Annotated in this window: 12 protein-coding genes; 7 read left to right on the forward strand and 5 right to left on the reverse strand. The window is 58.5% G+C overall.

All coding sequences use genetic code 11. The features are described from left to right. Positions 1 to 55 precede the first annotated feature (55 nt). The 3 genes from E7738_RS10575 (at position 56) to speD (ending at position 2,196) form a co-directional block, all read left to right on the forward strand. On the forward strand, positions 56 to 403 hold the full coding sequence (locus E7738_RS10575; RefSeq protein WP_021507525.1) for a YacC family pilotin-like protein: 348 nt from the start codon (positions 56 to 58) through the stop codon (positions 401 to 403). A 109-nt stretch (positions 404 to 512) separates the two neighbouring features. After that, complete coding sequence (gene speE / locus E7738_RS10580; protein WP_394515609.1) at positions 513 to 1,367, forward strand: polyamine aminopropyltransferase; 855 nt, start codon at positions 513 to 515, stop codon at positions 1,365 to 1,367. A 19-nt stretch (positions 1,368 to 1,386) separates the two neighbouring features. Then, positions 1,387 to 2,196, forward strand: a complete 810-nt coding sequence (gene speD, locus E7738_RS10585) for an adenosylmethionine decarboxylase (RefSeq protein ID WP_058770602.1) — start codon at positions 1,387 to 1,389, stop codon at positions 2,194 to 2,196. A gap of 78 nt (positions 2,197 to 2,274) precedes the next feature. On the opposite strand, the gene E7738_RS10590 is transcribed toward speD, so the two are convergent. From E7738_RS10590 to E7738_RS10600, 3 genes are read right to left on the reverse strand one after another with little or no spacing between them, the layout of a single operon-like run. Next, positions 2,275 to 3,036, reverse strand: coding sequence for a DeoR/GlpR family DNA-binding transcription regulator (locus tag E7738_RS10590; RefSeq protein ID WP_022547144.1), 762 nt, complete (start codon positions 3,034 to 3,036; stop codon positions 2,275 to 2,277). 6 nt (positions 3,037 to 3,042) lie between these two features. Then, entirely contained in the window at positions 3,043 to 4,071 is a 1,029-nt protein-coding gene (locus E7738_RS10595) for a D-threonate 4-phosphate dehydrogenase (protein WP_394515610.1), read from the reverse strand. Next, the gene (locus E7738_RS10600; RefSeq protein WP_394515611.1) at positions 4,016 to 5,287 is read right to left on the reverse strand and encodes a D-threonate kinase; all 1,272 of its coding nucleotides are present in this window, start codon (positions 5,285 to 5,287) and stop codon (positions 4,016 to 4,018) included. Before E7738_RS10600 ends, E7738_RS10595 begins: the two co-directional genes overlap by 56 nt. A 188-nt stretch (positions 5,288 to 5,475) precedes the next feature. Between E7738_RS10600 and E7738_RS10605 the strand changes: the two genes are divergently transcribed. The 4 genes from E7738_RS10605 to E7738_RS10620 all read left to right on the forward strand — a co-directional run bounded on the left by E7738_RS10605 (position 5,476) and on the right by E7738_RS10620 (position 10,012). Next, positions 5,476 to 6,630, forward strand: coding sequence for an iron-containing alcohol dehydrogenase (locus E7738_RS10605; RefSeq protein WP_394515612.1), 1,155 nt, complete (start codon positions 5,476 to 5,478; stop codon positions 6,628 to 6,630). Positions 6,631 to 6,641: 11 nt separating this feature from the next. Continuing rightward, positions 6,642 to 7,526, forward strand: a complete 885-nt coding sequence (locus E7738_RS10610) for a dihydrodipicolinate synthase family protein (protein ID WP_394515613.1) — start codon at positions 6,642 to 6,644, stop codon at positions 7,524 to 7,526. A 171-nt stretch (positions 7,527 to 7,697) separates the two neighbouring features. Then, positions 7,698 to 8,651 carry a phosphoglycerate dehydrogenase gene (locus tag E7738_RS10615; protein WP_394515614.1) on the forward strand — a complete coding sequence of 318 codons (954 nt, stop codon included), beginning with the start codon at positions 7,698 to 7,700 and terminating at the stop codon, positions 8,649 to 8,651. Between the two features lie 41 nt (positions 8,652 to 8,692). Continuing rightward, positions 8,693 to 10,012 (forward strand): MFS transporter, encoded by a 1,320-nt coding sequence (locus E7738_RS10620; RefSeq protein WP_021507533.1) that lies wholly within the window; start codon positions 8,693 to 8,695, stop codon positions 10,010 to 10,012. A gap of 38 nt (positions 10,013 to 10,050) precedes the next feature. Here the strand turns inward: E7738_RS10620 and yacL are convergent, their stop codons facing one another. Both yacL and acnB read right to left on the reverse strand, forming a co-directional pair. Next, a complete protein-coding gene (gene yacL / locus E7738_RS10625) occupies positions 10,051 to 10,413 on the reverse strand; it encodes a protein YacL (RefSeq protein ID WP_031279698.1) in 363 nt (120 codons plus the stop codon). 168 nt (positions 10,414 to 10,581) lie between these two features. Continuing rightward, a complete protein-coding gene (gene acnB / locus E7738_RS10630) occupies positions 10,582 to 13,179 on the reverse strand; it encodes a bifunctional aconitate hydratase 2/2-methylisocitrate dehydratase (protein WP_394515615.1) in 2,598 nt (865 codons plus the stop codon). Positions 13,180 to 13,376 lie beyond the last annotated feature (197 nt).

The raw sequence follows: 13,376 nt of genomic DNA on the forward strand, positions 1-13,376 counted from the left end.
AATCCCGGCAATAACTGTGCTAACGTCATTAAATTGTCCCTTGTTGAGAACGATTATGACGAAAAGCATCAAGATCCTGCTGCTGGCGGGACTCCTTGGCTTCTCCTCCACCAGTTTTGCCCTGAGCGAATCCGAAGCAGAAGATCTGGCTGACCTCACCGCGGTGTTTGTCTATCTGAAAAATGATTGCGGCTATCAGGATCTGCCCGACGCGCAGATTCGTAAAGCACTGGTGTTTTTTGCCCAGCAAAACCGCTGGGATCTGAGCAACTACAGCGCTTACAACATGAAATCCCTCGGTGAAGAGAGCTACAAAGATTTGAGCGGTATCGCCATCACCAACGACAAAAAGTGTAAGTCGCTGGCGCGCGATTCCCTCAGCCTGCTTGCCTACGTGAAATAATCCTCCGCCCTGCGCTGCTGTTAACGCCCTGACCGTGCAAGCACGGTCATAATTCGTTATGCTTTTTTCTGGCATTATTGCGCGTTAACAGCATAAGGAGCGCTCCGGCATGGCCGACAAAGAGACCTGGCATGAGACGCTGCATAGCGGCTTTGGCCAATATTTCAGCGTAGATAATCTGCTTTACCGCGATAAAACCGCGCATCAGGATCTGGTGATCTTTGAGAACGCCGCGTTTGGCCGCGTGATGGCGCTGGACGGCGTGGTGCAAACCACCGAGCGCGATGAGTTTATCTATCACGAAATGATGACGCACGTGCCGATTCTGGCGCACGGCAATGCCCGGCGCGTATTGATTATCGGCGGCGGTGACGGCGCGATGCTGCGCGAGGTCGCCCGGCATCAAAGCGTTGAGCACATCACCATGGTGGAAATTGATGCCGGCGTGGTGAATTTCTGTCAAACCTATCTGCCTAACCACAGCGCCGGCGCTTACGACGATCCGCGTCTGCAGCTGGTGATCGACGATGGCGTTAACTTCGTCAGCCAGACGCAGGAACGGTTTGATGTGATCATCTCCGACTGTACCGATCCAATCGGTCCCGGCGAGAGTCTGTTCACCTCGGCGTTTTATGCCGGCTGCAAACAGGCGCTCAATCCCGGTGGCGTGTTTGTCGCGCAGAACGGCGTCTGCTTCCTGCAGCAGGATGAAGCGGTCAACAGCCACCGCAAACTCAGCCACTATTTCGCTGACGTCAGCTTTTACCATGCGGCGATTCCGACCTACTACGGCGGCATCATGACCTTCGCCTGGGCGAGCGACGATCCGGCGCTGCGCCAGCCGGACCTTGCGACGCTGCAGTCACGTTTTGCCGCAGCCGGACTGCCCTGCCGTTACTACACGCCACAGCTGCACATCGGCAGCTTTGCCCTGCCGCAATACCTTTTAAACGCGCTCAGCTGACCTCAGGAGGTGAACCCAATTGCAAAAGCTAAAACTACATGGCTTCAATAATCTGACCAAAAGCCTGAGTTTTTGTATCTACGACATTTGCTATGCCAATAGCGAAGCCGAACGTGATGGCTATATCGCCTATATTGATGAGCAATATAACGCCAACCGCCTGACGGAAATCCTCACCGAGACCTGCTCGATCATCGGCGCTAACGTGCTGAATATCGCGCGCCAGGATTATGAGCCGCAGGGTGCCAGCGTGACGATTCTGGTCAGCGAAGAGCCGATCAATCCGCAGGATATCGATAATTCCGAGCATCCCGGCCCGCTGCCCAATTCGGTGGTCGCGCACCTCGACAAGAGTCACATCTGCGTGCACACCTATCCGGAAAGTCACCCGGAAGGCGGTTTATGTACCTTCCGCGCCGACATTGAAGTCTCGACCTGCGGCGTGATTTCGCCCCTGAAGGCGCTGAATTATCTCATCCACCAGCTGGAGTCGGATATCGTGACCGTGGATTACCGCGTGCGCGGCTTCACCCGCGACGTCAATGGCGTGAAGCACTTCATCGATCATGAGATCAATTCGATTCAGAACTTCATGTCCGAGGATATGAAGGCGATGTACGACATGGTGGACGTCAACGTTTATCAGGAAAACATCTTTCATACCAAGATGTTGCTGAAAGAATTTGATCTGAAGTATTACCTGTTCAACACCAAACCTGAAGAGCTGAGCCCGCAGGAACACAAGCGCATTACCAATCTGCTGTGGAAGGAGATGCGTGAGATTTACTACGGGCGCAATATCCCGGCGACGGGATTGAAGTTGTTATAACTCAGCGCCAGCAGTGGGTGAAGGCTGCGCCGCGGTAACGCAGCGCACGTCATTCACCCGCTGATGCAGGCGGCACATTTACGCGGTCAGCTGCAGGCCAATGCCGCGCTCGCGCAAATCACGGCATACCGCTTCATCAAGGCGGGAATCTGTCACCACATCGGTCAGGCTATCAATCGGTGCCGCGCAGTACAGCGACCATGAGCCATATTTACTGCTGTCGGCCAGCAGAATGCGCCGGCGCGCATTGGCCAGCAGATCCATCTTCAGCCCGGCTTTGTCTTCCGTCGGCGTGGTAATACCGCGCTCAATACTCCATGAGTTACAGCTGACAAACGCAATGTCCGGATTGATGCTGCGCAGCAGGCGCCGGCCGTGCTCACCAATGCACGACTGGCTGGAGTCGTCGATGCGGCCGCCGATGATGGTGGTCTCAATCTGTTTAAACTCCGACAAAAACAGCGCAATGTGCAGATCGGCGGTGATCACCCGCAGCTGCAAATGGGTCAGCTGTCGTGCCAGTTCCAGCATGGTGGTGCCGGCATCCAGCACCACCGCATCGCCGGACTGCACATAGCTGGCGGCGAACTGCGCGATGGCCTGCTTCTCCGCCAGGTTACGCTGCATCTTCTCCAGCGTGGTCGGCTGCGTCGGGATAAAGCGGTTCAGCGTGACGCCGCCGTGGCTGCGGCTAATCACCCCTTCCTTGTCCAGCTTAATCAGATCGCGGCGAATGGTGGCTGGCGAAGCAGAAATGGCGCTCACCAGCTGTTCAACAGTGACCAGATTATGACTTTTGAGATAGTCCATAATCTGGTCGAGACGGCTTTGTCCCTTCATATTTCCCTATGCAAGCTGCATCGCGAGTTTAATCGAGATCGCCATGCTCGCAGAGTTCGCTTTACCTGTCCAGGCGATATCAAATGCCGTGCCGTGGTCGGCGGAAGTGCGGATAAACGGCAGTCCCGCCGTGATGTTGACGCCATCGTAAAAGCCAAGCAGTTTCAACGGGATATGCCCCTGATCGTGGTACATCGCCACCACCATATCGTACTGCCCCTGCTGGCACTGTAAAAACACCGTATCCGGCGGGCACGGGCCATGGACATCAATGCCCTGCTGCTTCATTGCCTGGATCGCTGGCGTCACCGTAGTGATCTCTTCATCACCAAACAGGCCATTCTCGCCCGCGTGCGGATTGACCCCGGCGACTGCGATGCGCGGTTGGTCATAGCCCACGCGGCGCAGGAAGCTATTAGCCATGCCGATCACCGTCTGAATACGTTCGCCGTTCAGCGTGTCGAGGAATTTGCGCAGCGCGATGTGCGTGGTCACGTGGATCACTTTCAGATGGTCGGTATACAGCACCATGGCGTAATTTTTGGTATTGGTCAGCTGTGCCAGCAGTTCGGTATGGCCGGGATAAAGGTGGCCCGCCGCGTGCAGCGCCTCTTTGTTCAGCGGGGCGGTGGCAATCGCCTGCACGTCGCCCGCCAGCGCCAGTTCGGTGGCGCGCTTCACGCAGCGCCAGGCCAGATCGCCGGCCTGCTTCTGTACCTTGCCCGGCTGCAGCGCGTCAGGATCGGCCAGCGGCTCATCGATGACGTTAATGATGCCCGGTGCGAAATGCGCATCCTGCACGCTGTCCAGCACGCGCAGCTCGGCCTGCGGCGTAATGTTCAGCGCCAGTACCCGACGCAGCGTCGCGGCACAGCCGACCACCACCGCCGGAATGCCCGCCAGCTCCCCTTCTGCCAGTGCTTTAATGATGATTTCCGGGCTGATGCCCGCCGGATCGCCCATGGTCACCGCAATAGTGTTATTCACTCGACTTCTCCTCAATAAAACGAATGGCTTCTGCCAGGGTGTTTTCATCACCAAAGCCACCCGCTTTGGTCATCACCGGCAGGTGTAATTCACTGTTAAGCAGAACCCCGTGCGGCACACAGCCCGCCACCTGGCCCTGAATCTGAAAGCCGCTGGCCCCGAATGCCTGCGCCACTGCGATGGCCACGTCACCGCCGGAAAGAAACAGGCCGGCAGGCTGAATGTGTGCGCAGACGGCGCGCGTCAGCTGCGCCAGGAACTGGCAGATGCGCTCGCCGAGCTGCTGGCGCGTAATCTGCTGCTGCTGACACAGCTGCGCAATCGCGTGGCGCTGGTCAGCCTGTTGCGTAGTGCGCACCACACAGTGCACGCCCTCGCGCAGCGCCTGGACTATCGCCTGCTGCCAGGCTGCCGCCTGCGGCCATGCCGGTGTGGCAAACAGCTGGCAAATATCAATATCAATCAAGCAAATGTCACGCTGGCTGGCGAGCCGGGCGATTTGCTGCTGCGCCATGGCGCTCATCGAACCGACTATCGCCAGCACCGGGCGAGAGGGCCGCGCAGCAAGATGCGCACCCAGCGCATCGCTTAACCCGGACGCGCCGACCAGCAGCGGACGTTCCGGCAGCGTCGCGGCAGCCGCGATAATGGCGTCGATATCCGCCTGCTGTTCCGCGTCCAGTACCAGCAGGCCCTGACTGGTCGCCAGCCGTGCGGCCAGCGTGCCGCTGCGTACCGTGGCAAGATCGATCTGCTCGCCCGGCAGGTCGCATTGCATCTGCAGCCGCGTCAGCACGTTACTGCTGGTCACCGGGGTTTTAGGATCGCTGGCAAATTCGGTGTCGATCAGGCGCTGTTGATGGATCCACACTTCCCCGCCGCGCGTGATGCGGCCCAGCTTTGGCACCGCCGGCACCACCAGCGCCAGCCGTTTCGCGCTGACCTGCAGCGCGGCCGCCACCTCAGCGCCTGGATTGCCGCGCAGCGTTGAGTCAATCTTCTTAAACAGCCAGCCGTGTTGCGCTATCTGCTGATGCGGCTGCATGGCGGCATGTGTACGGCTGGCGGCTTCCGCTGCGCTCACCGCACGGCTATCAGTGCTGATCACCAGCACATCCGCTGCGCCGGCATCCGGGGGCGTCAGGTTATTGAACAGCACGTGGACGCGCGCGCCGGCCAGCGCGAAGCCGCTGCCTGCGTCATTGGCACCGGTAAAATCGTCGGCAATCACCAGAACGGGCGTTTTCCATGGCGATGAAGTCATTCTCTCTCCTGTCACGGCCCCTTGCCGTGCTGCATTTGATTATATTCAATCATGATTGATTATATGTGAGCAAGATCAAATTAATTGAAATCGATATCGCCTATAAATTTAGCCTCAGAAAGAGATATACCCCGCACAACATTGAGCAAACCTAATCATAATGTGCAAAACCGTTATAAGGGCATGACATGAATATCAACAGCACCGTGATCAGTGGCTATCAGGCTCTGAACGATCTCAGCTATTTACTGCAGGATAAGCAGAAGGCGTTGCTGGTCACGGATAAAAACATTCTGGGTATTCCGGCGGTGCAGGCGCTTGTCGCCCGGCTGCAGCAGCAGATCGCCAGCCTGAGCCTGGTTGATACTGTGCCGCCCGAACCGAGCCAGCATGATGTGGCGGCGATTGTTGCGGCGCTGCCGCACGGCGACGTCGATCTGGTGATCGGCATTGGCGGCGGCAGCGTACTGGATGTGGCCAAGCTGCTGTCCGTGCTGTGCGTGGGCGATGCGCCAACCCTGACGGCGCTGCTGGCCGGTGAGAAGCCGCACACGCGTACCGCTTCTTTACTGATCCCGACCACGGCCGGCACCGGCTCGGAAGCCACGCCCAATGCCATCCTTGCCATCCCGGAGCAAGAGACCAAGGTCGGTATTATTTCGCCGGTGATGCTGCCGGACTACGTGGCGCTGATTCCGGAACTGACCACCAGCATGCCGGCGCACATCGCCTCGTCGACCGGGATTGATGCGCTGTGTCACCTGATTGAGTGCTTCACCGCCACCGTGGCCAATCCGGTGAGTGATAACTATGCGCTGATCGGCATGAAAAAGCTGTTCGCCAGCCTCGAAAAGACCCTTGCCGAACCGGACAACCTGGAAGCACGGCTGAATATGTTGTGGGCGTCCTACTACGGTGGAGCGGCGATCGCCCATGCCGGGACGCACCTGGTGCACGCCATGTCGTATCCGCTGGGCGGCAAGTATCATCTGCCGCACGGCGTGGCCAACGCCATTCTGCTGGCGCCGTGCATGCAGTTTGTGCGTCCGGCGGCGGTGAGCAAGTTCGCGCAGGCCTACGATCTGCTGCCGGATGCCGATAGCGCACTGGATGAAGAGGCCAAATCGCACGCGCTGGTGGCCTATTTCGCCGCGCTGGTGCAGCGCCTTAAACTGCCGGCCAGCCTGGAAGCGCTGGGCATCGGGCCGGATCATCTGCCGTATCTGGTCGAAGCCGCGCTGGACGTGCAGCGCCTGATGAAGAATGTACCGATGAAAGTCAGCGCCGACGATGTGCGCAACGTCTACCTGACGCTGTTTCCGGCGTTAAATCACTCAGCATGAGCGGGGAAATCATGAGCAACACCATTCAGGGCGTACTGACCGCCATCGTCACCACTTTTGATCGCGACGGAGCCTACAATCCTGCCGCGCAGCGTGAACAGATTCAGCGTCAGCTGAGCGCCGGTAACGGTATTTTCTGCGGCGGCACCAACGGGGAATTTTTCGTGCTGAACGAGCAGGAGAAGCTAGCGGTGACCGAGACCTGCGTCGACGAAGTAAACGGCACTGCATCGGTGGTGGCGCACATTGGCGAGATCTCGACGCGTGAGACTATCCGGCTGGGCAGGCAGGTAGCAAAGCTGGGTGTGGATGCCGTCTCGGTGATCACCCCTTACTTTGTCCCGCTTAAACAGGAAGAGCTAATTGATCACTACCGCGCCGTGGCCGACGCCCTCGACGTCCCGCTGTTTCTCTACAACATTCCGGCGCGCACCGGTAATACGCTGCAGCCGGAAACCGTGCGCACGCTGGCAGCGCATCCCAACATCATTGGCATCAAAGACAGTGCCGGCAGCTACGAAAGCCTGAGCGGCTTTCTGCAGGCAGCGGCAGGTATTGCGCATTTCAACGTGCTGAACGGGCCGGATTCACTGATTCATCAGGGCTTTGTCGATGGCTGCTCCGCCTGTATTTCCGGGCTGGCTAACGTGGCGCCGAAAGAGATTAACGCCATCTGGGCGCGCTTCCATGCCGGTGACATCGCCGGATCGCGCGCCGCTCAGGAGAACGTCACCGGCCTGCGTACCGATCTCTACAGCATTGGTTTTTCCCCGGCGGCGGTGAAAAAAGCCGTGGCGCTGCTCGGCTATGAGGTCGGCGACAGCCGCTATGCGGTGCGCTTCTCTGAAGAGGAAGAGCAGAAGATACGCCAGATCGTGAATCAGTATTTGCAGTAAAGCCAGGAAATTCAAAGCACTTACCGCACGCAGCTGTGGTAGCGGCGCGATTCATCGCGCAATACAGCCGCCGCTACCCCCTGCCGCCATCAGGGTTAGGGTTAATCTGACGGAGGCGGGGCGGATTCAGGCAGCGATGGCTGCTGTTATTAACACCGGGACGCATTTGCTATGAAAGTCATCTGTACTTCACCTTCGTTCGCCCGCTACGACGCCGCGCCGATCGACACACTGCGCCAGCAGGGCTTTGAGCTGATTACGCTGCCCGCCGACGCACCGCTCAGCGCGCTGGCGCCGTATCTCGCCGACACCGTCGCCCTGATCGTGGCCTTTACCGAGGTCAACGATGCGCTGCTGTCGCTGGCACCGCAGCTGAAAATTGTCTGCAAGCACGGCGTGGGCGTCGATAACATCGACCTCGACGCAACGCGTGCGCGCGGTATTTACGTGACGAACGTGCCGGACGCGAACAAACACGCGGTTGCCGATTTCGCCTTTGCGCTGATTCTCAATAGCGCGCGCCAGATCACCACCGCCGCAATAGAGACCCGCGCCGGCCACTGGCCGCGCATTTTTGCCACCGACGTCTACGGCAAAACGCTCGGCATCATCGGCCTGGGCAATATCGGTAAGCAGGTGGCACTGCGCGCTAAAGGCTTCAATATGCGCATCCTCGCCTTCGATTTTTACCCCGATGACGCCTTCGCCGCCGAACACGGCGTGTCGTTTGTCAGCCTCGATCAGCTGACGGAGCACAGCGACTTCATCACCTTACATATGCCGCTCACGGACCAGACACAAAACCTGTTCGACGCTGCGCGCCTGAAGCGCATGAAGAAGAGCGCGTTTCTCATCAACGCGTCACGCGGTGGCGTAGTGAATGAGCAGGATCTCTACCAGGCATTGCAGGATAACGTGATTGCCGGTGCGGCGGCGGATGTCTTTGTGCAGGAGCCGCTGGCGCAGCATCCGCTGTTCACCCTGAGCAACTTTATCCCCACGGCGCACCTTGCCGGTTATACCGACGGTGCTATCAGCGCCATCGGCGAACGCTGCGTGACGCAGATTGTGCAGTGTATAAAACAGGGCGAACGCCCGATGAATGTCATGAACGGGCTGGCCTGACGCCGCCCTCCTCTGTCACCCTTTTCGCGTGGATAATGATTATGACCAACACCGCACGCTCAACACGCATCAGATGGTGGATCGCCGGCCTGATGTGGCTGGCCATTGCCATTAACTATATTGATCGTACCGTACTCTCTGCCGCCGCACCGCACCTGATCACCGAGCTCGACATCAATCCGGAGATGATGGGCTTTATCATGGCGGCATTTTTCTGGTCCTACGCGCTGTTGCAGATCCCGGCAGGCTGGTTTGCCGACCGCTTCGGCCAGAAAAAAGGCCTCGGTATCGCTGTCGGCTGGTGGTCGATTGCCACCATGGCGATGGGGCTCGCCACCGGCTTTAAATCGCTGCTGGCGCTGCGTCTGGCGCTCGGTGTGGGTGAAGCGGCGGCTTATCCCAGCAACGCCGGTATTACCGCGCGCTGGTTCCCGGATCGCGAGCGCGCCACCGTCTCCGGCCTGTTCGACAGCGCATCAAAATTTGGCGGGGCCGTCGCCATGCCGCTGATCGTCTTTATGATCGCGCTGTTCGACTGGCGTCTGACCTTTCTGGCGATTGGTGCCGTCGGGCTGATTTGGGTCATCGCCTGGTACTTCATTTATGCCGAGAACCCGGAAGACCACAAAGCGATCAGCGCCGATGAAGTGCGCCTGATCCGCGATGGCCAGGCGCAGAAGCACGGCGATAAGAACGTGCGGCCGATGAAGTGGTACAAGCTGCTGCGCTACCGCAACATCTGGGCGATGTGTATTGGCTTCTTCACCATCAATTACACCTCCTACTTCTTTATCACCTGGCTGCCAACCTACCTGGTGAAAGACAAAGGGATGGATTTCCTGAAAATGGGCATGGTGGCGGCGCTGCCGCTGATCTGCGGTATGGTGATTGAGGTGCTGGCGGGCTGGGCGTCGGACCGTATGGTGCACAAAAAAGTGCTGTCGCTGACCGCCACGCGCAAGCTGTTCCTGACGATTGGCCTGCTGATGGCGCTGTGCATCGGGTTCGCGCCATTCACCGATTCCGTGTTCATGACGGTGCTGCTGCTGTGTATTGCTAAGTCCGGCACCACCGTCGCGGCCTCTCAGGTGTGGGCGCTGCCGGGCGATGTTGCGCCCACCAACAGCGTGTCAATTGTTGCCGGGCTGCAGAATACCGTCTCCAATATGGGCGGCGCGGTCGGGCCAATCATTACCGGTGCTATCGTCGGTGCCACCGGCCACTTTACCTGGGCGCTGGTGTTCTCGGCGGTGCTGGTAGTGATCGGAATCCTTAACTACCTGTTCCTGCTTGGCAAGGTCGAACCGATTGTGGATGAGGAACCTTTATCCCACGCCCGTTCCGCCATTAACGGCGTGTAACCTGCGCAACGGCAGTGGCGCCCGGCTGCGGGCGCCCGTTAGCGGCCGGCCATAAACCGGCGATAAGCAGCAATCACCGCGAGAAAATCCTCCACGCCGCAGAACGACAGGCTCTCCTCATCGTAATAAGTCATGCCCTCTTCCAGGCCGTCATCCTCTAACGCCAGCTGATTAGCGCGGATCATCACCTCTTCCTCATCCAGCCACAGCGTATATTCGTGCCCGACGCGCTGCCACTGTTGCTGCGTGCCTTTGACTGCACGCACCGCGGCTTCGACTTCATCCAGCAGCGCAAAGTTCTCTTTCACCTCTTCATTGAACCAGTGCCCCACCGCTTCGTGGTCCATCGACATGCGCACCCGGACCTGACCGGTCACGTCACGCAGAAATTCATATTCCATGTTGGCCTCATACCAGTGGCGCGCCAGACGGCACGCTTTCGTGCATTTTGTGCGCAGCGCGCGCAAGAAAGTGGGATCGCGCTCGCATTATGCCTGGAGACGGCGAGGGAAAAAAGCGCATAAAAAAAGGGACGATGCGCTCGTCCCTTTTTCACTGGCAGGGGTATTTTACACCGCGGTCTGGAAAATCACTCCATCCGCTTTTTCAGTGTACTGGCCCAGCTGATCGAAGTTCAGGTAGCGGTAGGTGTCGGCAGCGGTTTTATCCACCTGCACCATAAACTGCTGATACTCGTCCGGCGTAGGCAGTTTACCCAGCAGGGAAGCGACCGCGGCCAGCTCGGCTGATGCCAGGAACACGTTGGCACCGGTACCCAGACGGTTCGGGAAGTTACGGGTCGAGGTGGAAACCACCGTCGCGCCGTCTTTCACGCGCGCCTGGTTACCCATGCACAGTGAACAGCCCGGGATCTCGATACGCGCACCGCTCTTACCAAAGACGCTGTAGTAGCCCTCTTCCGTCAGCTGCGCGGCATCCATCTTGGTTGGCGGCGCTACCCACAGGCGGGTCGGCAGCTGGCCTTTGTGCGCGTCCAGCAGTTTACCTGCCGCACGGAAGTGACCGATGTTGGTCATGCACGAACCGATGAACACTTCGTCGATCTTCTCGCCCTGCACGTCAGACAGCCAGCGCGCGTCGTCCGGATCGTTCGGCGCACACAGGATGGGCTCTTTGATTTCCGCCAGATCGATTTCGATCACCGCTGCGTATTCCGCATCGGCATCGGCTTCCAGCAGTTGCGGATCGGCCAGCCATTTTTCCATGCCCTGAATACGGCGCTCCAGCGTACGACGGTCGCCGTAGCCTTCGGAGATCATCCACTTCAGCAGCACGATGTTGGAGTTCAGATACTCGATGATCGGCTCTTTATCCAGCTTGATGGTACAACCCGCCGCAGAACGCTCGGCCGAGGCATCGGTCAGCTCAAACGCCTGCTCAACTTTCAGCTTCGGCAGACCTTCGATTTCCAGCACGCGACCGGAGAAGATGTTTTTCTTACCTTTCTTCTCAACGGTCAGCAGGCCCTGCTTGATGGCGTACAGCGGAATCGCGTGCACCAGATCGCGCAGCGTGATGCCCGGCTGCATTTCGCCTTTGAAGCGCACCAGCACTGACTCCGGCATATCCAGAGGCATTACGCCCGTCGCCGCGGCAAATGCCACCAGACCAGAACCGGCCGGGAACGAGATGCCAATCGGGAAGCGGGTGTGCGAGTCACCGCCGGTGCCGACGGTATCCGGCAGCAGCATACGGTTCAGCCAGCTGTGAATCACGCCATCGCCCGGACGCAGCGAGACACCGCCACGGTTCATGATGAAGTCCGGCAGCGTGTGGTGTGTGGTGACATCGACCGGCTTCGGATAAGCGGCAGTGTGACAGAAGGACTGCATCACCAGATCGGAGGAGAAGCCCAGACACGCCAGATCTTTCAGTTCATCACGGGTCATTGGACCGGTGGTGTCCTGAGAGCCGACCGAGGTCATTTTCGGTTCGCAGTAGGCGCCAGGACGAATCCCTGCCACGCCGCAGGCGCGGCCCACCATTTTCTGCGCCAGCGAGTAACCACGGTTGCTTTCAGCCACATCTTTGGCTTTGGTGAACACATCGCTGTGCGGCAGACCCAGCGACTCACGCGCTTTGGTGGTCAGGCCGCGACCGATAATCAGCGGAATACGGCCACCGGCGCGTACTTCATCCAGCAGTACGTCGGTTTTCAGCGCAAAGGTCGCCAGCAGTTCATTGGTCTCGTGATGGCGTACTTCACCCTTGTAAGGGTAAACGTCAATCACATCGCCCATGTTCAGGCGCTCAACGTCGAGTTCGATCGGCAGCGCGCCGGCATCTTCCATGGTGTTGAAGAAGATCGGCGCGATTTTACCGCCGAGGCACAGACCGCCGCCTTTTTTGTTCGGCACATACGGAATGTCGTCACCCATGAACCACAGCACTGAGTTGGTCGCGGACTTACGTGAAGAACCGGTACCAACCACGTCACCGACATAAGTCAGCGGGAAGCCTTTCTGCTGCAGTGCTTCAATCTGTTTGATCGGGCCAATGTTGCCAGCATCGTCGGGTTCGATGCCGTCACGTGGGTTTTTCAGCATCGCCAGCGCGTGCAGTGGAATATCCGGACGTGACCATGCATCCGGCGCCGGAGAGAGGTCGTCGGTGTTGGTTTCGCCGGTCACTTTGAACACGGTGGTGGTGATTTTTTCTGCCAGCTTAGGACGCTTAAGGAACCATTCTGCATCAGCCCAGGACTGGAGGATTTTCTTCGCGTGGGGATTACCCGCTTTGGCTTTCTCTTCGACGTCGTAAAAGTTATCGAACATCAGCAGCGTATGGGACAGTGCTTCAGCGGCAATCGGTGCCAGAGCCTCATCGTCAAGCGCCTCGATCAGCGCATGGATGTTGTAGCCGCCCTGCATGGTGCCCAGCAGTTCGACTGCTTTTTCACGAGTGACCAGAGGAGAGTGGGCTTCGCCCTTTGCGATAGCTGCCAGGAATCCGGCTTTTACATACGCCGCTTCATCAACACCCGGCGGGACACGGTTGACCAGCAGGTCAGTCAGGAATTCTTCTTCACCCGCTGGCGGGTTTTTCAGCAGTTCAACCAGCGCGGCCATCTGGGAAGCATCTAACGGCTTAGGTACGATTCCCTGGGCAGCACGCTCGGCAACGTGCTTACGGTATTCTTCTAGCACGACGTTCTCCTCGCTCTCATTGTATAGCTTTCCGGTGCACCTGTTGATGCTGTCAAACAGTAGGGTGAGGTGCCCGGTTCTGCGTCGGCCAGCATAGCAGGATTTCGGCTGATTGTTAATCCGTTTACAAAAAAGCAACATCCGCGCGTTATTTAGCAGATTTGTCTGCGCTTTGCGCCAGAAGAGAAGCCAGAGCG

The sequence above is a fragment of the Pantoea sp. SGAir0430 genome (assembly GCF_043549295.1).

What these genes read in the sequence shown, in the direction of transcription:
- E7738_RS10575 (WP_021507525.1), top strand. Translation starts at nt 56, where the DNA reads ATGACGAAAAGCATCAAGATCCTGCTGCTGGCGGGACTCCTTGGCTTC.
- speE (WP_394515609.1), top strand. Translation starts at nt 513, where the DNA reads ATGGCCGACAAAGAGACCTGGCATGAGACGCTGCATAGCGGCTTTGGC.
- E7738_RS10590 (WP_022547144.1), bottom strand. Translation starts at nt 3,036, where the DNA reads ATGAAGGGACAAAGCCGTCTCGACCAGATTATGGACTATCTCAAAAGT.
- E7738_RS10595 (WP_394515610.1), bottom strand. Translation starts at nt 4,071, where the DNA reads ATGAAAACACCCTGGCAGAAGCCATTCGTTTTATTGAGGAGAAGTCGA.
- E7738_RS10600 (WP_394515611.1), bottom strand. Translation starts at nt 5,287, where the DNA reads ATGACTTCATCGCCATGGAAAACGCCCGTTCTGGTGATTGCCGACGAT.
- E7738_RS10605 (WP_394515612.1), top strand. Translation starts at nt 5,476, where the DNA reads ATGAATATCAACAGCACCGTGATCAGTGGCTATCAGGCTCTGAACGAT.
- E7738_RS10610 (WP_394515613.1), top strand. Translation starts at nt 6,642, where the DNA reads ATGAGCAACACCATTCAGGGCGTACTGACCGCCATCGTCACCACTTTT.
- E7738_RS10615 (WP_394515614.1), top strand. Translation starts at nt 7,698, where the DNA reads ATGAAAGTCATCTGTACTTCACCTTCGTTCGCCCGCTACGACGCCGCG.
- E7738_RS10620 (WP_021507533.1), top strand. Translation starts at nt 8,693, where the DNA reads ATGACCAACACCGCACGCTCAACACGCATCAGATGGTGGATCGCCGGC.
- yacL (WP_031279698.1), bottom strand. Translation starts at nt 10,413, where the DNA reads ATGGAATATGAATTTCTGCGTGACGTGACCGGTCAGGTCCGGGTGCGC.